This is a genomic window from Microbacterium shimangi, assembly GCF_043556445.1.
Lineage (GTDB): Bacteria > Actinomycetota > Actinomycetes > Actinomycetales > Microbacteriaceae > Microbacterium.
In genome coordinates, this window is record NZ_JBIGII010000004.1 from 870,325 (window position 1) to 889,076 (window position 18,752).

An 18,752-nucleotide genomic window follows, 5' to 3' on the forward strand; every position below is an offset into this window, starting at 1 on the left:
TCAGATGCGCTCTGCGACGTACTCGGTGAGGTCGACCAGACGGTTGGAGTAACCCCACTCGTTGTCGTACCACGCCGAGACCTTGACCAGGTTGCCGCTGACGTTGGTCAGCTCCGAGTCGAAGATCGACGAGTGCGGGTTGCCCTGGATGTCGCTGGAGACGATCGGGTCGGCGGTGTACTCGAGGTACCCGGCCAGGCGACCATCGGCGGCCGCGGCCTTGTACGCCGCGTTTACCTGGTCGACCGTGAGGTTCTCGGTCGGGGTGACGATGGTCAGGTCGACGATCGAGCCGGTGGGAACCGGCACGCGGTACGACGAACCGCTCAGCTTGCCCTGCAGTTCGGGAAGCACGTGGCCGATGGCCTTGGCTGCACCGGTCGAGGCGGGAACGATGTTGATCGCGGCGGCACGGGCACGACGGAGGTCGCTGTGCGGGCCGTCCTGCAGGTTCTGGTCGGCCGTGTAGGCGTGCGCCGTCATCATGAAGCCGCGCTCGATGCCGAAGGCGTCGTTGAAGACCTTCGCGAGCGGCGCGAGGCAGTTCGTCGTGCACGAGGCGTTCGAGATGATGACGTGGTTCGCGGGGTCGTACTCGCCCTCGTTGACGCCCATGACGATGGTGACGTCGTCACCGGTCGCGGGTGCCGAGATGAGGACCTTCTTCGCGCCGCCGGCGATGTGCTTCTTGGCGTCTTCGGCCTTGGTGAAGCGTCCGGTCGACTCGATGACGATGTCGACGCCCAGCTCGCCCCAGGGGAGGTTCGCGGGGTCGCGCTCGGCGAACACCTTGATGGTGTTGCCACCGACCGTGATCGACTCGTCGTCGTACGACACGTCCTGGTCGAGCGGGCCGTTCACCGAGTCGTACTTGAGCAGGTGAGCGAGGGTCTTGTTGTCGGTGAGGTCGTTGACCGCGACGATGTCGAGGTCTGCACCCTGCGCGAGAGCCGCGCGAAGGTAGTTGCGTCCGATCCGGCCGAAGCCGTTGATCCCGATCTTGACAGCCACGAATTGACTCCTGGTTTTGGGTTGTGCGCGATGCGCGAATTAGTGCGAAATGGGAGAACGGACAGCGGCGTCCCGGCGGGTGTCCACCGGGACGCCCGCACCGTTTATGACAGTAGCAGGAGGCCCGAGGTCTTCTCACGGGCGGCGGTGAAGCGCGCCTGGACGTCGGCCCAGTTCGCGATGTTCCAGAACGCCTTGATGTAGTCGGCGCGCACGTTCTTGTAGTCGAGGTAGTACGCGTGCTCCCAGACATCGAGGAGAAGCAGCGGAACCGTGCCCGCGACGATCTGACCCTGCTGGTCGAAGAACTGGTCGATGATCAGGTTCTGACCGATCGAGTCCCAGAACAGACCGGCCCAGCCGGAGCCCTGCACGCCGAGAGCGGCGGCGGTGAAGTGGGCCTGGAACTTGTCGAACGAGCCGAAGAACTCGTCGATGGCTGCCTCGAGCTCACCGGTGGGCTTGTCGCCACCGTCGGGCGAGAGGTTCTCCCAGAAGATCGAGTGGTTCGTGTGACCGCCCAGGTTGAACGCCAGGTCTTTCTGGAGCTTGTTGATGTTCGCGAGGTTGCCGCTGTCGCGGGCCTCCGCGAGCTGCTCCAGCGCCGTGTTCGCACCGGTCACGTAGGTCTGGTGGTGCTTGTCGTGGTGCAGCTGCATGATGGTCGCACTGATGTGCGGCTCGAGCGCTGCGTAGTCGTAGGGGAGTTCGGGCAACGTGTACTTCGCCATGTTCTCTTCTTCCTATCGGCGCCGCGCCGAGACTCCTCGACGCAGCGAAGGACGATGTCTTCATCCTATCCAGGGGCAACGCGAACCGACGGGAGTTTGCTTCCCGCTTGACGTCGACGGTTCAGGCCGGAATCACTCCGCGCCGACGGGAACGGCGGACTCGGTGCCGGGGATGCCGTCGGTCTCGGCCTTCTTGTCGGCCATGGCGAGGAGGCGACGGATGCGGCCCGCCACCGCGTCTTTCGTCAGCGGCGGGTCGGCGTGGTGGCCGAGTTCGTCGAGGCTCGCGTCGCGGTGGGCCAGGCGCAGATCGCCGGCCTCGCGGAGGTGGTCGGGCACGGTGTCGCCGAGGATCTCGAGGGCCCGCTCCACCCGCGCGCACGCGGCGACGGCCGCCTGAGCCGAGCGGCGCAGGTTGGCGTCGTCGAAGTTGACGAGGCGGTTCACCCCCGCGCGCACCTCGCGGCGCTGGCGCAGTTGGTCCCACTCCGCGGCCGTCTTCTCGGCGCCCATCTCGGCCAGAGCGGTGCGGATCGCGTCGCCGTCGCGGACGACGACGCGGGGGACGCCGCGCACCTCGCGGGCCTTGGCGGGAATGCCGATCCGGTGACCGGCACCGACCAGCGCCATGGCGGCTTCCGGCGAGGGGCAGGCGATCTCGAGCGAGGCGGACCGTCCGGGATCGCTCAGCGCGCCCGCGGCGAGGAATGCGCCTCGCCAGATGGCGGCGAGGTCGCCGCGGGAACCGGTGGTGAGCTTGTTCGGGAGCCCGCGGACGGGGCGACGACGCTGGTCGAGCAGACCCGTCTGGCGCGCCAAGGTCTCCCCCGACTCGATGACGCGAACGGCGTAGTGCCCGCCGGTGCGTCCGCCGGAACCCTGCACGTGCACGAGCTCGGGCCGCACCCCGTAGATCTCCAGCAGATCGCGGGCCACGCGTCGAGCGAGGACGTCGGAGTCGAGCTGCGCCTCGACGGCCACGCGGTTCGCGATCGAGTGCAGGCCGCCCGAGAAGCGCAGCAGCGCCGTCAGTTCGGCGACACGCGCCGTCGGCCGGGGGTCGCGGACCGCGATCAATTCGGCCTTCACGTCGGCGGTCAGCGGCACGGTACTCCTCGGGTGTCGGGGCGGGGGAACGAGGGAACAGCCTACTCGCGGCCGAGGTCCCTGTGCGTGACGCGGACCGCCACCCCCGGTACCGAGCGGAGCCTTTCGGCGAGTTCGCGCGCCATGGCCACGGATCGATGCTTGCCGCCGGTGCACCCGACCGCGACCACGGACTGGCGCTTGTTCTCGCGCTGATAGCCCTCCAGGACGGGCGCCAGGGCAGCCGCGTACGCGTCGAGGAACTCCGACGCCCCCGCCTGACTCAGGACGTAATCGCGCACCGTCTCGTCTTCACCTGTGAGTCCGCGCAGTTCGTCGTTCCAGTACGGGTTCGGCAGGAAGCGCATGTCGGCGACCATGTCGACATCGGTCGGAAGGCCGTACTTGAACCCGAAGCTCATGAGGTTCACGGTGTGCCGGGCGGCGGCCTGCTCGCCGAACAACTCCACCACTCGGGTGGTGAGCTGGTGGATGTTGTTCGAGGAGGTGTCGATGATGACGTCGGCGGATTCCCGCACGGGCGCGAGGCGCTCGCGTTCGCGCCGGATGCCGTCGAGCAGAGTGCCGTCCCGCTGCAGCGGGTGCGGGCGACGCACCGACTCGAACCTCCGCACGAGCACGTCGTCGGCAGCATCCAGGAACACCACACGCACCTGGCGGCCCGCCCGAAGCGTGCGCATCACCTCGGGGAGGTCACCGAACAGGCCTCGCCCGCGCACGTCGACGACGACGGCCACGCGCGGGACCGCACCGGCGGCGAGCTCGGTCAACTCGAGGAGCGGGCGGAGCATCTTCGGCGGGAGGTTGTCGACGACGTACCAGTCGACGTCTTCGAGTGCATTGGCGACGGTCGAGCGGCCTGCCCCCGACATTCCCGTCACGATCAGCACCTCGCCCGTGTCTCGGCGTGCCTGATCGGTCATGTCAACTCCTCGTCGTCGATCAGCCTACCGAGGCGGGTCGGCCTGGCGAGCCAAATGCCCGTGGATCGATTCGGCGAGCTTCGGACCGATGCCCGGGAGGGCGGCGATCTCGTCGGGTGTCGCTCCGCGGAGCGCGGTGACCGAACCGAAGTGGCGCAGCAGTGCTTTGATGCGCGCGTCGCCCAGGCCGGGTATCTCGGAGAGCACGCTGGAGATGTCGCGCTTGCGCCGCTTGCGCTGATGGGTGATGGCGAACCGGTGCGCCTCGTCGCGGAGCCGCTGCAGCAGGTAGAGCGCCTCGCTCGTGCGGGGCAGGATCACCGGGTACTCCTCCCCCGGCAGCCACACCTCCTCGAGACGCTTCGCGATGCCGCACAGGGCGATCTCTTCGTGCCCCGCGTCTTTCAGTGCGCGCGCCGCGGCGGCCACCTGCGGTTGTCCGCCGTCGACCACCAGCAGCTGGGGCGGGTAGGCGAACCGTTTGCGCTTCGGCGGCTCGGTGACCACCTCGCCGTCGGCGGTGGGCTCGGGGGCAGGGGGCTCTTCCTCTTCGGGCCGGTCGAGGTAGGCCAGCCGTCGGGTGAGCACCTGGTACAGCGAGTCGGTGTCGTCGGTCGTCTCGGGTACGCCGAAGGTGCGGTACTGGTCTTTGCGGGGCAGTCCGTCTTCGAAGACGACCATCGAGGCGACGACGTTCGTCCCCGAGAGGTGCGACACGTCGTAGCACTCGATGCGCAGCGGAGCATCGGTGAGATCGAGCGCCTCCTGCAGGTCGGTGAGGGCCTGGGTGCGTGCGACGTAGTCGGTCGTGCGCCGGGTCTTGTGAAGCATGAGGGCCTGCTGGGCGTTGAGGGTCGCCGTGCGCATCAGGTCGGCCTTCTGACCGCGCTGGACCACCTGGATGCTCACCTGCTTGCCCCGTCGATCTCGCAGCCATGCCTCGATGTCGCCGGCGTCTTCGGGCATCGACGGCACGAGCACGTGGCGAGGAATGTCGGCCGCGCTCGCGTCGCCGTACGTGCGCTGCAGCACCTGATCGACGAGATCGGCGCCCGAGATGTCGATCTCTTTCTCGATCGTCGTGGCGCGGACCCCGCGGATGCGACCGCCGCGGATGACGAAGTGCTGCACGGTGGCGGCGAGCTCGTCTTCGGCGATACCGAAAAGGTCGGCTTCGGTGTCTTCGGTGAGCACCAGCTCGCTCTTCTTCAGCACCGCCTCGATGGCTTGCAGCCGGTCGCGGTAGACCGCGGCCGACTCGTAGTCCATCGCCGCCGCCGACTCCCGCATGCGCGCGTTCAGATCGCGCGCGAACCGCTCGTCGCCGCCCGCCATGAACGCGACGAAGTCGTCGACGATCGCCCGGTGCTCTTCGATCGTGACCTTGTGCGAACAGGGTCCGCCGCAGCGGCCGATCTGCCCGGGGAAGCACGGTCGACCGCTCTGCATGGCCTTCTTGTACGACGAGTCGCTGCAGGTGCGGATCGGGAAGACCTTGATCAAGAGGTCGATCGTCTCGTGCACCGCCCAGACCTTCGGATACGGCCCGAAGTACTTCGCTCCCTTGATGCGCCGATTGCGCGTCACGATCACGCGCGGCGCTTCGTCTCCGAGCGTGATCGCCATGAACGGGTACGACTTGTCGTCGCGGTAGCGCACGTTGAAGGGGGGATCGAATTCTTTGATCCACATGTACTCGAGCTGCAGGGAGTCGACGTCGCTGGCGACGACGGTCCATTCGACGGATGCTGCGGTCGTCACCATGCGGCGGGTGCGCTCATGAAGCGACCGCAGCGGGGCGAAGTAGTTCGAGAGGCGGGCACGGAGGTTCTTGGCCTTCCCCACGTAGAGCACCCTGCCTGCGGCGTCGCGGAACCGGTAGACGCCGGGGTTGGTGGGGATCTCGCCGGGGTTCGGCCGGTAGGGCAGGTGCGACATCCGCTCGCGCGTCGCCGCCATCAGCCCGCCTTGCGCGCCTCGACGGCGCGCATGCCCAGCACCTCGGCGAGGAACTGGCCGGTGTGGCTGGCCTCGACCTTGGCGACCTGCTCGGGTGTTCCGGTCGCCACGATCGTGCCGCCGCCCGAACCGCCCTCGGGGCCGAGGTCGATGACCCAGTCGGACGACTTGATCACGTCGAGGTTGTGCTCGATGACGATCACCGTGTTGCCCTTGTCGACGAGGCTGTTGAGCACCTCGAGGAGCTTGCTGACGTCTTCGAAGTGCAGACCCGTCGTCGGCTCGTCGAGCACGTAGATCGAGCGTCCGTTGGTGCGACGCTGCAGCTCGGTCGCCAGCTTCACCCGCTGCGCCTCGCCGCCCGAGAGCGTCGTCGCCGACTGGCCCAGGCGCACGTATCCGAGTCCGACGTCGACGAGTGTCTTGAGGTAACGGTGGATGGCCTGGATGGGCTCGAAGAAGTCGGCCGCCTCGGCGATCGGCATCTCGAGCACCTCGGCGATGTTCTTGCCCTTGTAGTGCACCGACAGGGTGTCGCGGTTGTACCGCTTGCCGTGGCACACCTCGCAGTCGACGTAGACGTCGGGGAGGAAGTTCATCTCGATCTTGATGGTTCCGTCGCCCGAGCACGCCTCGCAGCGCCCGCCCTTGACGTTGAACGAGAAGCGGCCGGTGAGGTACCCCCGCGCCTTGGCGTCGGGTGTCTCGGCGAACAGCCCGCGGATGCGGTCGAACACGCCCGTGTAGGTGGCCGGGTTCGAGCGCGGGGTGCGCCCGATCGGCGCCTGGTCGACGTGGACGACCTTGTCGAGGTTGTCGAGGCCCGTCACACGCGTGTGCTTTCCGGGTACCCGGCGGGCGCCGTTGAGCTTCGTCGCGAGCACCTCGTAGAGGATGCCGTTCACGAGGCTCGACTTGCCCGAGCCGCTCACCCCGGTGACCGCGGTCAGCACCCCGAGCGGGAAGCTGGCCGTGACGTTCTGCAGGTTGTTCGCCCGGGCGCCCACGACGGTGACCTGGCGCTGCTTGTCGATCTTGCGGCGCTTCTTCGGAACCGCGATCGCGCGGCGGCCCGAGAGGTAGTCGCCCGTGAGCGAATTCTTCTCTTCGAGCAGGAGGGCGAGTGGTCCGGAATGCACGACGTTGCCGCCGTCGACGCCGGCGCGCGGCCCGATGTCGACGACCCAGTCGGCCGCGTGGACGGTCTCTTCGTCGTGCTCGACGACGATGAGGGTGTTGCCGAGGTCGCGGAGCGTGAGCAGCGTCTCGATGAGGCGCCGGTTGTCTCGCTGGTGCAGACCGATCGACGGCTCGTCGAGCACGTAGAGCACGCCCGTCAGGCCCGAGCCGATCTGCGTCGCGAGACGGATGCGCTGCGCTTCGCCGCCCGAGAGGGACCCCGCCGAACGGCTGAGGCTCAGGTAGGTCAGACCGACCTGCATGAGGAAGTCGAGCCGCGCGCGGATCTCACGCAGCACCTGCGCGGCGATCTGCGCTTCGCGGGGAGTCAATTCGAGTTCGGCGAAGAAACGCTGTGCGTCGGCGAGGCTGAGCCACGACGCATCCGCGATCGACTTTCCGTGCACCGACACGGCCAACACTTCGGGCTTGAGTCGCGCACCGTCGCAGGCCAGGCACGGCACCTCGCGGAGGTACTCCGACCAGCGCTGGCGCTGCGAGTCGCTCTCGGCCTGAAGGTATTGGCGCTCGATGTAGGGCACCACGCCCTCGAAGCCCGAGGCGTACCGCACCTCGCGGCCGTAGCGGTTCTTCCACTTCACCGTGACCTTGTAGTCCTCGCCGCGGAGCACGGCCTCGCGGATATCGACGGGAAGCTTGCGCCAGGGAGTGTCGAGCGAGAAGGCGAGATCGCGGGCGAGCCCTTCGAGGAGTCGCTCGTAGTACTGGAAGAGGCCCTTGCCCTGGGTGGTCCACGGAATGATGACGCCCTCGCGGATCGAGAGGTCTTCGTCGGCGAGCATGAGGTCGACGTCGACCGACATGCGCGTTCCGAGGCCCGAGCAGACGGGGCACGCGCCGAAGGGGGCGTTGAACGAGAACGTCCGCGGCTCGATCTCGGTGAGCTGCACCGGGTGGCCGTTCGGGCACGCGAGCTTTTCGGAGAACGAAAGCCAGGCGTCGTCGCCCTCGGCGTCGACGAAGTTGACCTGGATCACTCCCCCGGCGAGGCCCAGCGCGGTCTCGACGGAGTCGGTGACGCGGCTGAGGATGTCGGGGCTGGCGACGAGGCGGTCGACGACCACGGCGATGTCGTGCTTGTAGCTCTTCTTCAGCTTCGGCGGTTCAGCAAGCTGGATGAGGTCTCCGTCGACCACGGCGCGCGCGTACCCCTTGGCGCTGAGCTCTTGGAAGAGGTCGACGAACTCGCCCTTCTTCTGCGAGACGACCGGCGCGACGATCTGGTAGCGCGTGCCGTCGGACAGTTCCATCAACTGGTCGGCGATCTGCTGAACCGTCTGACGCTGGATCTGGGCGCCGCACTCGGGACAGTGCGGCACTCCGATGCGCGCCCAGAGGAGACGCATGTAGTCGTGGATCTCGGTGATCGTGCCGACCGTGGAGCGCGGGTTGCGGTTGGTCGACTTCTGGTCGATCGAGACGGCGGGGCTCAAGCCCTCGATGAAATCGACGTCGGGACGGTCGACCTGGCCCAAGAACTGGCGGGCGTAGGAGCTGAGCGATTCGACGTAGCGTCGCTGACCCTCGGCGAAGATCGTGTCGAAAGCCAGACTCGATTTTCCGGACCCCGAGAGACCGGTGAACACGACCAGCGCATCACGGGGGATGTCGAGGTCGACGTTCTTCAGATTGTGGACACGGGCACCGCGGACGCTGAGTTTTCCGCTGGTGTTTCCGGGCAGGGCGACGGGAACGATGGGCACCCGACAAGTTTAGGTGTGCCCTCCGACACGGGCCCCGTGGTTCGCCTCCGGCGCACCATCTGGTACCCGACGGTCACGCGGTCTCGAGCGCTGCGGCCCGACCTCAGCGGCGTCCCGCGAAGGGGGCGAGGCCGTCGCGCACCGCGGCCAGTTCGAGGGCCGTCATTCCCACGCGCTGCATGATCTGGCCCGGGACCTCGAGCGCCCGCGCGCGGAGGGCGTGGCCTTCTTCGGTGAGAGCGATGTCGAGCACGCGCTCGTCGTCAGCCCGGCGGACGCGGGTCACGCGGCCCTGCGCTTCGAGGCGCTTCACGAGCGGTGACAAGGTGGCGGGTTCCATCGCGAGCTCGGCGGCGAGGTCGCTGAGCGACCGCGGCGACTCGTCCCAGAGGGCGAGCATCACGAGGTACTGCGGATGCGTCAGCCCGAGGGGTTCGAGCACCGGGCGGTAGATCGACACCACGTTGCGCGCGGCGGTCACGATCGCGAAGCACAGCTGGTTGTCGAGCTTGAGCAACTCGTCAGCATCCATCGCCCCGGTCCTCCCATTAGTTAGTACACTAATAATCATGGCACGAAAGGATGCGGAGGGGTCGCGGCGCGAGCGCGTCCGCGCCGCCGGCGGCTGGTACAACTACCTCAACGCGAAGCTCATCCGCGTGGCGGGTCCGGCATCGGTGGGTCCGTACGAGACCACGCCCGAGCCGGTGCGCACCGGGCGGCCCTGCCCGCTGTGCGGACACCCGATGTCGGAGCACACCTTCGACCGAACGGGCCCGAAGCCGCTCATGCACTGCCCGTAGCGGGCGCTCAGCCCAGGCTGACGTTGCCCGCGGCGTCGAGCGGCCACCCCGGGTTGTGCGCCACCTCCCACGCGTGTCCGTCGGGGTCGATGAACACGCCGGAGTACCCGCCCCACTCGGTCGCGGCAGCGGGTCTGCCGATGCGCGCGCCGGCCTTCGCGGCCTCGTTCAGGACCGCGTCGACCTCGGCGGGCGATCGCACGTTGTGCGCGAGCGTGATGCCTCCCCAGCCCCCGCGGTCATCGACGACGGAGTCGGCGGCGAGTGCGGATCGACCCCAGAGCGCGAACGCCGACCCTCCGGTCTGGAAGAAGACGACTTCGCCCTCGACGGACGACGGATGCTGTCGCCAACCGATCGCGCGATAGAACGCAGAGGCGCGTTCCAGATCGTCGACCCCGACGGTCACCAGGCTTACTCGTTGATCCATCTGCTTCTCCCTTTCATGCCCGCGCCGCCCGCCTCCCGCTGCCCGCCGGACCCTTCGACGAGCTCAGGGACCGGCTGGCTCAGGACCGGCTGGTTCAGAGACGGGCTGACAATCGGAGCGGGTCAGGCGTGGCCGGCACGCTCCATGGCTCGTAGCTCTTTCTTCATGTCTTGCACCTCGTCGCGGAGGCGCCCGGCGAGCTCGAACTTGAGCTCGGAGGCGGCGGCCAGCATCTGATTCGACAGGTCTTCGATCGTCGCGGCCAGCTGGTTCGCCCCCTCGGCGGCGATTCCGGTGCGACGCAACTGCGGCGTGGGCGACTTGCCCTTGCCCGACTTGTTCCGCGCCGAGGCGCGGCTCGACAACAGCTCTTTGGTGTCGGACGCCTCGCGCGCCAGGACGTCGGTGATGTCGGCCAGTTTCTTGCGCAGCGGCTGGGGATCGATGCCGTGCTCGAGGTTGTAGGCGATCTGCTTGTCGCGACGACGCTCGGTCTCGTCGATCGCCTTGCGCATCGAGTCGGTCATGCGGTCGGCGTACATGTGCACCTCGCCCGAGACGTTTCGTGCCGCGCGGCCGATGGTCTGGATGAGCGAGGTTCCGCTGCGGAGGAAGCCCTCTTTGTCGGCGTCGAGGATCGCGACGAGCGACACCTCGGGAAGGTCGAGACCCTCGCGAAGCAGGTTGATGCCCACCAGCACGTCGTAGACGCCGGCGCGCAGCTCGGTGAGCAGCTCGACCCGTCGCAGGGTGTCGACGTCGGAGTGCAGGTAGCGCACGCGTACCCCGTGCTCGCCGAGGAAGTCGGTGAGCTCTTCGGACATCTTCTTCGTCAGGGTGGTCACGAGCACACGCTCGTCGCGCGCGACGCGCAACCGGATCTGTTCGAGGAGATCGTCGATCTGCCCCTTCGACGGCTTCACGACGATCTGCGGGTCGACCAGTCCGGTCGGGCGGATGATCTGCTCGACCACGCCGTCGGCGATGCCCATCTCGTACCGCCCCGGGGTCGCCGACAGGTAGACCGCCTGACCGATGCGCTCTTTGAACTCGTCCCAGCGCAGCGGGCGGTTGTCCATCGCGCTCGGCAAACGGAAGCCGTGCTCGACGAGCGTGCGCTTGCGCGACGCGTCGCCCTCGTACATCGCGCCGATCTGCGGCACGGTGACGTGCGACTCGTCGATCACGAGCAGGAAGTCGTCGGGGAAGAAGTCGATCAGCGTGTGCGGCGGTGCACCCGGCGGGCGGGCGTCGAGGTGGCGCGAGTAGTTCTCGATGCCGGAGCAGAAGCCGAGCTGCTGCAGCATCTCGAGGTCGAACGAGGTGCGCATGCGCAACCGCTGCGCCTCGAGCAGCTTGCCCTGCTGCTCGAACTCCTTCAGCCGCTCGGCGAGCTCGTCTTCGATCGTCCCGATCGCGCGCTGCACCTTGTCGGTGCCGGCCACGTAGTGCGACGCGGGGAAGATCGGCACGGATTCCATCTTCTGAGCGATGTCGCCGGTGAGCGGGTGCAGCATGTACAAGCCCTCGATCTCGTCACCGAACATCTCGATGCGGATCGCGTACTCCTCGTACACGGGGATGATCTCGATCGTGTCGCCCCGCACCCGGAAGTTGCCCCGCGAGAAATCGACATCGTTGCGGTTGTACTGCATCGAGATGAACTTGCGGATGAGTGCGTCACGGTCGTACCGCTCCCCCACCTGAAGTGCCACCATCGCCCGCAGGTACTCTTCGGGGGCGCCGAGACCGTAGATGCACGACACGGTCGACACCACGATCACGTCGCGCCGCGAGAGCAACGAGTTGGTCGTCGAGTGACGCAGACGCTCGACCTCGGCGTTGACCGAGGAGTCTTTCTCGATGAACGTATCGGTCTGCGGCACGTAGGCCTCTGGCTGGTAGTAGTCGTAGTACGACACGAAGTACTCGACCGCGTTGTTGGGCATCAGCTCGCGGAACTCGTTCGCGAGCTGCGCGGCGAGGGTCTTGTTGTGTGCGAGCACGAGGGTGGGGCGCTGCACGGCCTCGACGAGCCATGCCGTCGTCGCCGACTTACCGGTACCGGTGGCACCCAGGAGCACGGTGTCGGTCTCGCCGGCGTTCACGCGCGCAGCGAGTTCTGCGATGGCCTTCGGCTGGTCGCCGGAAGGCACGTATTCGCTGATGACCTCGAAGGGGCGTACGGATCGTGTGGCCTGCATGTTTCCAGCGTAGGCCGGGCCACCGACACGCGGGCGGGCCGGGGTCAAGATCGCGCGGTCAGACGCTCCCAGAGCTCATCGGTCTGCGTCTCGGTCTGGTTGAGCGGGCCGTCGGTGTCGATGACGACGTCTGCGATCCGCAGCCGCTCGTCGTCGGACGCCTGCGCGGCGATCCGCGCGCGCGCATCGGCTTCGCTCATGCCGCGGCGGCTGATCAGTCGCTCGACGCGGACGTCGGCCGGAGCGTGGGCGACGACGACGAGGTCCCACGGATCGGAGGCCCGAGCCTCGGCCAGCAGGGGCACGTCGTAGACCACCACGCCCCGCGGATCGGCGTCGGCCGCCTCCCGGAACCGGCGCTGCGACTCGGCACGGACGGCCGGATGCACGATCGCGTTCAACTCCGCGAGCCGATCACCGTCGCCGAACACGACGGCCCCCAGCGCCGCGCGGTCGAGCGACCCGTCGGGGCGCAGCATCCGCTCGCCGAAGGTCTCTGCGATCCGTGCCAGCACCGGCGAACCGACGGTCTGCACATCGCGCACGATGGCATCGGCGTCGATCACCACCGCCCCGCGTTCTGCCAGGCGGGCGGCGATCGTCGATTTGCCCGACGCGATGCCTCCGGTGAGTGCGATCAATGGCATGTTCCGAGGATGCCACGACCCGGCCCGATAGACCCGCGACACGGATGCTGTCGCCCCGAGCACGATCTCTCGTTCGCACATACGGGCCGTGCGTTACGATTCCGACAGAACCGTGTGTCACCCGGACACGGCGGAGACCCGAGGTACCGGATGGCTCACCCCCGCGTCGCGGTCATCATCGAGGACGATGCCGACATCCGCGCGCTGATCTCGGCCGTCCTGCAGCAGTCGGGTTTCGACGTCCACACCGCGACCGGCGGCCTCGAGGGGATAGAGAAGGTGCGTGAGCAGCATCCGCTTCTCATCACCCTCGACGTCAGCATGCCGGGCATCGACGGCTTCGAGACGGCCCGCCGCATCCGCGCCTTCAGCGACACCCACATCATGATGGTGACCGCCCGCGCCGACGACGAGCACGCGCGTCGCGGCCGCGAGGCCGGCGCCGACGATTACTTGACCAAGCCGTTCCGCCCGCGCGATCTGCGAGCCAGGGTCGAGGCGGTCATCGCGGCGAAGGCCGCGGACTGACGCTCACCCCTCGGCGACGATGACCGATGCGTCGGAGCTCGTCATCGAGCGCGTCGCCGCCATGTCGGCCGCATTCTTCAGCGCAGGGAAGTCGTACCCCAGCCGATCGGAGAGGGCGATCCCGACGCCGACGACCGGGACGACGGAGATGCCCAGCGCCGAGAAGTCGTCGAGCAGACGCCGCTGCATGATGCTGGCCATGCGCCGCACATCGGAGAACGAAGCCGTGACGAAAGCGATCAGCAGGCTCCCCGGCTCACCCTCGCCGACCATCGACGCCGTGGGCGCGTAACGGCGCACCCCCGCGCGCCACGACGCGGCGACCTGCTCGGCCTCAGCGGGGCCGAAAGCGGTCGCGATGCGTGATACGTCGTCGATGCGAATCGACACCACGCACATCGTCTCTTTCACCCGGGCGGCTCGCTGGAGCATCGTCGACACCGCCGACGTGAACGACGCGGGCAGAAGCACGCCGTCGACCCCGATGCTCAGGGTGTAGACGTCGCGTTGACCCCGGACGTTCGACTCGCTCGCGCGGAGCACCGACGTCACGACGACGGTGATGATGGTGAGGGTGATCGTCAGGAACGACGAAACGACGGTGTCGAACCAGGTGCGGAACAGTTCGCTTTCCGGGCCGAGGAAGATGAAGACCGCCGCGCGCGCGAGGAACCACGACCCTTCCACGCCCAGAACGATCGTCAGCCCGGCTGAGCTCCACCGGCGCCCGATCGCTCCGCGGCGCGACTCGACCGCCCCGAGGAGCGCTGCCACCCCCGTGTTCACGAACAGCGGCACGGCGCCCGCCCAGTCTCCGCCTTCGGGGCCGGCGAAGAGGGCCGCGAGTCCCGCGACGAGCACGAGGAGCACCGTGAACGCCGCCGCGTAGCGCACCGGGCGCCCGTTGAAGGCTCGGCACCCGAGCCAGATGAAACCCGCGGTCGCCACGAACCCGGCGTTGCCGATCGCGACCGCGAGGTAGGCGCTCGCGTCGGCCGCCCAGACGAGGTAGCTGAGGACGGTGAGGATTCCCGCGAGGAAGGCGACCGCCCAGAGACGCCCGGAGAGTCCGTCTCTGCGCATGAGGGTCTCGAAGAGGTAGACGACGCCCGAGACGATGATCACCACCGCTGCGGCAAGGGAGAGCGTGAAATGGTCGAGCGTCATGGGGCGGGCTCCTTCGTCGCCGGCAGCCACACGGTGAACGTCGCGCCCTCTCCGAGCCGGGTGACGACCACGATCTCGCCGCCGTGCCCGCGCACGATGTCATCACTGATCGCCAACCCGAGGCCGCTGCCGTGCGTGGTCGAGTTGCGCACGGCGTCGGAACGGAAGAAGCGCTCGAACAGGTGCAGGCGCTCGCCCTCCGAGATCCCGGGCCCGTCATCGTGCACCGCGATGCGAACGCGGTCGCGCACGTGAGCGACCTCGACGGTCACGTGTCCGCCGTCGCTGTTGTACTTCACCGCGTTGTCGAGCAGGTTGTCTACCACCTGACGGATGCGGTGCGAGTCGACCGACGCACGCACGGATGAGACCGCGGTGGTGTCGATGGAGATGTGGCGGTCGGCCGCCTTCGGAAGCTCTGCCTCGACAGCGGCCCGGACGATCACGGCGATGTCGGCCGGAGCGGGATCGATGGTGAATCCGCCACCGGGGCGCGTCATCGCCGACACCGCGAGAATGTCGGACACCAACTGCAGCAGACGCCCGGCGTTCCGTTCGGCGACCTCGAGGTTCTTCCGCGAATCGGCCGACAGGTCGTCTCGATCCAGCACCAGGTCGAGGTAGCCGATGATCGACGTCAACGGGGTCCGCAGCTCGTGCGAGACCGAGGCGACGAGGTCGTCACGTGCCTGCAGCGCCTGTTCCTCGGCGGTCACGTCGCGGGAGACGACGATCGCGCCCGCATCCGAACCGTCGATCTCTTTGAGCCTGCGGGCCGTCACCGAGAGCGCACGTCGACCAGAGCCTGCCGCGCCGTACCAGACCAGCTGATTCTCGAACGTCTCGCCGCTCCGCGCGCGCGCGATCGGGGCTTCCGAGGGTTCGAGCAGGGTGAGTCCGTCTGCGGAGTAGGCAGCCATGTCGGCCAAGCCGGCGAAGGCATTGCCCTGCAGCTGAGCGTGCGCCTCGTTCGTGACGACGAGATCGCCCTCCGAGGTGATGCGGATGACGCCGAAGTCGACCGCGTCGAGAACTTCGGTGACGAGGTCTTCTTGGCGCCGAGCCCGGTCGACCGAACGGCGAAGGTGCCGCGATTGCTTCTCGAGCAGTTGCCGCTGCGCGTGCGCCCGGCGTGCGGCGAGGTACGAGATGGTCGAGAGGGCGGCGATCACGAGAGGAAGCAGAACCGTCGACGTCGAGAACGACTGCGACGAGTCGACCGCGATCACGAACCAGTAGGAAGCGGCGACGAAGACCGTGCCCCCCACGACGCCGACCAGGCCGAACGAGGCGCCGATCCACATCGCCGGGAAGGCCCAGAGCAATCCGAGCCCGGCGTTCGGCGCACTGTCGCGAAGGAGTCCGAGCGCGACGATATCGACGATCGGCAGCACCGCGACGGCCCAGTAGGGCAGACGCTGCCAGGGCACCAGCATGGCCGCCGCGGTCGTGGCGAACAGAAGGGCGGCGCCGTAGAGGAATGTCGTCGGGTCGACCACCTGCCCGATGGCGATCGCCACCGCGATCGCGACCAGCGCGACCCCGCTCAGCAGACTCTGATTGAGGAGCACCGCCCGGTCGCGCGTCACGTCGAGCGTGCGAGTACGACGCTCCTCTTCGGACAACCAGGCCATGGGCCCGAGATTATCGCGCGCGGCGCCTCCCGACGCGCAATCGACGCGCCGGAATTCTGCGCGTCAGAAGCCGCCGAAGTCTCCGCCGCCGAAATCGCCGAAGCCGCCGAAGTCGGCCCCCGCTGCCTCGCCGCCGAAATCGCCACCCGCGTCGGCGGAAGCGTCCGCCCCACCTGCGTCACCCGAGCCGTCGCCGGAACCATCCCCGGAGCCCTCGCCGCCGTACGCGAACGACGGGAGCATGAACGAGCTCACCAGGGCGGAACCGATGACGTAGCCGCCGATCGTGCCGAGGACCGAGGCTCCGAACATCGAGCCGACGCCGGGGCCCTGCCCCGAGAAGGAACGGTTGGCGAAGGTGCGCTCCATGAACCCGGGCTGCGTGTATTCGGCCCTCGTCGCCGCGCGGGCCATGGCGTCGGGGTCGTCGCTCGCCGGTCGCTCCGACGCCGGAAGGGTCGATGACAGGTCGGCCAGCACCTGCTGCCGCTGCGGATCGGTGAGGCGCGAGAACGCTTCGGCGTGCACCTGTTCGATGGTCTCGGGGGGTGCCGTGCGCAGGAGGTAACGGTACTTCTCGATCGCCGCCTGGTCGTCGGTGAGCTGCTGACCGTTCTGGGGTGTGTACCCGACCCCGGGGCCGGGAGGCGGTGCGTACCCGCCGTCCGCGTCGCGATAGGCCGAAGCCTGCGGCCGCTGGTCGGCGGCGGTGTTCGGCGCGACGTTCTGCGGGGCGTTTCGGGAGGCGTCATCGCCGGCGCCGAAGAGTCGATCAAGGAAGCCCATGGTGTCCTCCGTTTTCGTGGGGACTCGTCACGCTAGATCCCGAGCCTTTGAGTGGGCTGAGGTTGCTCAGCCCCGCGGGGCGAGGGCTTCACTCGTCCAGCGGGCGTGCAGCGCCCACGGATCGGAGCCGCCCGCTGCGACCGTGTCGACGTGCGCACGGAGCCTTGGAGTGAGTCGGAACCACTCCGTCCGTTCGAACCGCTCTTCGGCGAACTGGGCATGACGGCGTTGCTCGAGGGTGCGGTCGCCCCGTTCGAACGCCAGCACTTCGTCGTGCCAGATCGCGGCGAGGCGCTGTCGCGGGTTCGCCGTCGTGCCGATCTTGATGCGGTCGTCGAATCGCAGGTAGTAGACGACGTCGACCCGCGGCGGCGGCAGCTCGTCGTCGACGATCTCGCCGTGACGCCACTCGCAGACGGCGCAGGTCCATCCGCTGGCCCAGCGCACACCGAGCCGCGACCCGCAGACGCGGCACGGCGAAGGAAGCACGTCGGTCACACCGTGCTCCCGTGAGGACCAATCGGATGCTGCCGCCAGGTGCCGTTCGCAAACGGCCACGGGTGCGCCCGGGGCGGCGGGTACGCAGCATCCGTCGACGAGACACTCGAGAACGCGGCGTTCGGGCACCTCGCGAGCGTACGCGGGGGCCCGGACAGCCTCAGAGTTACAGCGGATTCACACCGGGCGTAGGCGCTGGGCCCAACTCCCCCACACCGAGGGGCGCGGGGTCTCCGGGGGCAACCGGATGCGTCCGCGCGTAGCGCCGCGCGCGACGAATCTGCACGATGAGCCACGGGAGGAAAACGAAGAGCGCGATCGCGAGGAACACGACCATCGCCACGGGGAACCATGAGGCCTGACCGTCGACCAGGTTTCTCACCTGACCCAGCGCAAGCCCGGCGTAAAGGAGGACCAGGTATGTCAGCTGAAACGGAAGCGAGACCGACGCGATCGCCGCGTACCGCGCGGCAGCACGCTCGTCATCGGGCGAGAGGGCGATGTTCTTCCCCCGCAGCACCACACGGCCCACGGTGCGCGCGCGGCCCAGGTCTCGCCCGGTGGAATCGCGCAGCGCGCGGTTCCACGGGAGCGTCGCGAGGATCGCCGCCATGGCTGCCGCAAGGAAACCGAACTGCAGAGCGAAGATCGCCGCCTGATACAGGTGCCCTCCGAGCGAGGAGAACAGCACTGCCGCACCGATCCCCACGACCAGCGCTGCCACGATGAAGGTGATGACCACCGCGATGACCTTGCGCTTCACCTCGGCGCGCGGGATGACTCCTGCGTGAAAGCTCTGCGTCGGGGCCGCCGGGGCGGAGCGTCTCTCGTCGGCCCGGCCGAGCGCACGTCCCACGAAGAACCCGACCACGGTGAGCGCGACGGCGACTCCGACGAAGGTCACGGGAATCCACAGTGGGGCCGCTGTGCCGAACGCCCAGACGAAGAGGGCGACAGAGCCCGCGGCCTGGGCGACCACTACAGCGATGAGCCAGCGGCGCAGCACCTTGCGGGCGTCAGGCGTGCGCTGATCGCCCCAATAAGCATGGAGCGAACCGAGGAGCAGGGGGCCGAGACCTAAGAAGGTGACGGCGACCGATCCGACGATCAGCCAGCCGTCGAACTCAGGATGCGCCAAGACGAGGACGACGGCCGCGCCCACGAAGAGAGCCGTCGAGACGAGGACCGCCCCGACGAAGGCGACGATGCGCACGCGTCAGGCGGCGAGGACGAGCGAGGCGAGGCCCGCAGCATCCGCGATCTCGGGCTCCCCCGGGAAGTCGATCGGGCCACCGATGATCAGGCTCGTGACGACGAGGGTGAAGACGAGGGCGATCGCGGCGAAGAGGATCAGGCAGGCGACGGTCGTGATGGCGAGAGGCAGACGGGCGTTCATAGGTCCACCCTTTCGCCTGGCCCGG

18 protein-coding genes are annotated in these 18,752 nt (G+C 68.2%); 2 read left to right on the forward strand and 16 right to left on the reverse strand.

All coding sequences use genetic code 11. The annotated features are described in order from the left end of the window. The 7 genes from gap to ACFXQA_RS11160 form a co-directional block, all read right to left on the reverse strand. Nucleotides 1-1,011 carry a type I glyceraldehyde-3-phosphate dehydrogenase gene (gap, locus tag ACFXQA_RS11130; protein WP_394519894.1) on the reverse strand — a complete coding sequence of 337 codons (1,011 nt, stop codon included), beginning with the start codon at nt 1,009-1,011 and terminating at the stop codon, nt 1-3. Between the two features lie 104 nt (nt 1,012-1,115). Next, nucleotides 1,116-1,742, reverse strand: coding sequence for a superoxide dismutase (locus ACFXQA_RS11135; protein WP_394519895.1), 627 nt, complete (start codon nt 1,740-1,742; stop codon nt 1,116-1,118). 132 nt (nt 1,743-1,874) lie between these two features. After that, nucleotides 1,875-2,849 (reverse strand): DNA-binding protein WhiA, encoded by a 975-nt coding sequence (whiA, locus tag ACFXQA_RS11140; protein WP_394519896.1) that lies wholly within the window; start codon nt 2,847-2,849, stop codon nt 1,875-1,877. Nucleotides 2,850-2,890: 41 nt separating this feature from the next. Next, a complete protein-coding gene (gene rapZ / locus ACFXQA_RS11145) occupies nt 2,891-3,772 on the reverse strand; it encodes an RNase adapter RapZ (protein ID WP_394519897.1) in 882 nt (293 codons plus the stop codon). Nucleotides 3,773-3,796: 24 nt separating this feature from the next. Continuing rightward, nucleotides 3,797-5,731 carry an excinuclease ABC subunit UvrC gene (gene uvrC / locus ACFXQA_RS11150; RefSeq protein ID WP_394519898.1) on the reverse strand — a complete coding sequence of 645 codons (1,935 nt, stop codon included), beginning with the start codon at nt 5,729-5,731 and terminating at the stop codon, nt 3,797-3,799. Then, on the reverse strand, nt 5,731-8,634 hold the full coding sequence (gene uvrA, locus ACFXQA_RS11155) for an excinuclease ABC subunit UvrA (protein ID WP_394519899.1): 2,904 nt from the start codon (nt 8,632-8,634) through the stop codon (nt 5,731-5,733). The genes uvrC and uvrA overlap by 1 nt, the downstream gene beginning before the upstream one ends. A 103-nt stretch (nt 8,635-8,737) precedes the next feature. Further along, nucleotides 8,738-9,166: a MarR family winged helix-turn-helix transcriptional regulator gene (locus ACFXQA_RS11160; protein ID WP_394519900.1), complete on the reverse strand. Its 429-nt coding sequence runs from the start codon at nt 9,164-9,166 to the stop codon at nt 8,738-8,740. Nucleotides 9,167-9,203: 37 nt separating this feature from the next. On the opposite strand from ACFXQA_RS11160, the gene ACFXQA_RS11165 reads away from it, so the two are divergent. Next, nucleotides 9,204-9,437: a hypothetical protein gene (locus ACFXQA_RS11165; protein ID WP_394519901.1), complete on the forward strand. Its 234-nt coding sequence runs from the start codon at nt 9,204-9,206 to the stop codon at nt 9,435-9,437. Between the two features lie 7 nt (nt 9,438-9,444). On the opposite strand, the gene ACFXQA_RS11170 is transcribed toward ACFXQA_RS11165, so the two are convergent. The 3 genes from ACFXQA_RS11170 to coaE form a co-directional block, all read right to left on the reverse strand. Further along, the gene (locus tag ACFXQA_RS11170; RefSeq protein ID WP_394519902.1) at nt 9,445-9,867 is read right to left on the reverse strand and encodes a VOC family protein; all 423 of its coding nucleotides are present in this window, start codon (nt 9,865-9,867) and stop codon (nt 9,445-9,447) included. Between the two features lie 122 nt (nt 9,868-9,989). After that, nucleotides 9,990-12,071, reverse strand: coding sequence for an excinuclease ABC subunit UvrB (gene uvrB, locus ACFXQA_RS11175; RefSeq protein ID WP_394519903.1), 2,082 nt, complete (start codon nt 12,069-12,071; stop codon nt 9,990-9,992). 44 nt (nt 12,072-12,115) lie between these two features. Continuing rightward, entirely contained in the window at nt 12,116-12,718 is a 603-nt protein-coding gene (gene coaE, locus ACFXQA_RS11180; RefSeq protein WP_394519904.1) for a dephospho-CoA kinase, read from the reverse strand. 150 nt (nt 12,719-12,868) lie between these two features. Here coaE and ACFXQA_RS11185 point away from each other — a divergent pair, with 150 nt between their 5' ends. Continuing rightward, nucleotides 12,869-13,246, forward strand: a complete 378-nt coding sequence (locus ACFXQA_RS11185; RefSeq protein WP_394519905.1) for a response regulator transcription factor — start codon at nt 12,869-12,871, stop codon at nt 13,244-13,246. Nucleotides 13,247-13,249: 3 nt separating this feature from the next. Here the strand turns inward: ACFXQA_RS11185 and ACFXQA_RS11190 are convergent, their stop codons facing one another. The 6 genes from ACFXQA_RS11190 to ACFXQA_RS11215 all read right to left on the reverse strand — a co-directional run bounded on the left by ACFXQA_RS11190 (nt 13,250) and on the right by ACFXQA_RS11215 (nt 18,727). Beyond that, nucleotides 13,250-14,413 carry a nucleotidyl cyclase domain-containing protein gene (locus tag ACFXQA_RS11190; RefSeq protein WP_394519906.1) on the reverse strand — a complete coding sequence of 388 codons (1,164 nt, stop codon included), beginning with the start codon at nt 14,411-14,413 and terminating at the stop codon, nt 13,250-13,252. Further along, on the reverse strand, nt 14,410-16,047 hold the full coding sequence (locus ACFXQA_RS11195; protein WP_394519907.1) for a sensor histidine kinase: 1,638 nt from the start codon (nt 16,045-16,047) through the stop codon (nt 14,410-14,412). The genes ACFXQA_RS11190 and ACFXQA_RS11195 overlap by 4 nt, the downstream gene beginning before the upstream one ends. A gap of 63 nt (nt 16,048-16,110) precedes the next feature. Beyond that, nucleotides 16,111-16,833, reverse strand: coding sequence for a hypothetical protein (locus ACFXQA_RS11200; RefSeq protein ID WP_394519908.1), 723 nt, complete (start codon nt 16,831-16,833; stop codon nt 16,111-16,113). Nucleotides 16,834-16,899: 66 nt separating this feature from the next. Next, complete coding sequence (locus ACFXQA_RS11205; protein WP_394519909.1) at nt 16,900-17,460, reverse strand: GIY-YIG nuclease family protein; 561 nt, start codon at nt 17,458-17,460, stop codon at nt 16,900-16,902. 37 nt (nt 17,461-17,497) lie between these two features. After that, nucleotides 17,498-18,544, reverse strand: a complete 1,047-nt coding sequence (locus ACFXQA_RS11210) for a hypothetical protein (protein ID WP_394519910.1) — start codon at nt 18,542-18,544, stop codon at nt 17,498-17,500. Between the two features lie 3 nt (nt 18,545-18,547). Continuing rightward, nucleotides 18,548-18,727 carry a hypothetical protein gene (locus tag ACFXQA_RS11215; RefSeq protein ID WP_394519911.1) on the reverse strand — a complete coding sequence of 60 codons (180 nt, stop codon included), beginning with the start codon at nt 18,725-18,727 and terminating at the stop codon, nt 18,548-18,550. Between the last annotated feature and the right edge of the window lie 25 nt (nt 18,728-18,752).

Bases quoted from the DNA above. Each gene is read 5' to 3' on its own strand.
- ACFXQA_RS11135 (WP_394519895.1), bottom strand. From the start codon at position 1,742: ATGGCGAAGTACACGTTGCCCGAACTCCCCTACGACTACGCAGCGCTC.
- rapZ (WP_394519897.1), bottom strand. From the start codon at position 3,772: ATGACCGATCAGGCACGCCGAGACACGGGCGAGGTGCTGATCGTGACG.
- uvrC (WP_394519898.1), bottom strand. From the start codon at position 5,731: ATGGCGGCGACGCGCGAGCGGATGTCGCACCTGCCCTACCGGCCGAAC.
- ACFXQA_RS11160 (WP_394519900.1), bottom strand. From the start codon at position 9,166: ATGGATGCTGACGAGTTGCTCAAGCTCGACAACCAGCTGTGCTTCGCG.
- ACFXQA_RS11165 (WP_394519901.1), top strand. From the start codon at position 9,204: ATGGCACGAAAGGATGCGGAGGGGTCGCGGCGCGAGCGCGTCCGCGCC.
- ACFXQA_RS11170 (WP_394519902.1), bottom strand. From the start codon at position 9,867: ATGGATCAACGAGTAAGCCTGGTGACCGTCGGGGTCGACGATCTGGAA.
- uvrB (WP_394519903.1), bottom strand. From the start codon at position 12,071: ATGCAGGCCACACGATCCGTACGCCCCTTCGAGGTCATCAGCGAATAC.
- coaE (WP_394519904.1), bottom strand. From the start codon at position 12,718: ATGCCATTGATCGCACTCACCGGAGGCATCGCGTCGGGCAAATCGACG.
- ACFXQA_RS11185 (WP_394519905.1), top strand. From the start codon at position 12,869: ATGGCTCACCCCCGCGTCGCGGTCATCATCGAGGACGATGCCGACATC.
- ACFXQA_RS11190 (WP_394519906.1), bottom strand. From the start codon at position 14,413: ATGACGCTCGACCATTTCACGCTCTCCCTTGCCGCAGCGGTGGTGATC.
- ACFXQA_RS11195 (WP_394519907.1), bottom strand. From the start codon at position 16,047: ATGGCCTGGTTGTCCGAAGAGGAGCGTCGTACTCGCACGCTCGACGTG.
- ACFXQA_RS11200 (WP_394519908.1), bottom strand. From the start codon at position 16,833: ATGGGCTTCCTTGATCGACTCTTCGGCGCCGGCGATGACGCCTCCCGA.
- ACFXQA_RS11215 (WP_394519911.1), bottom strand. From the start codon at position 18,727: ATGAACGCCCGTCTGCCTCTCGCCATCACGACCGTCGCCTGCCTGATC.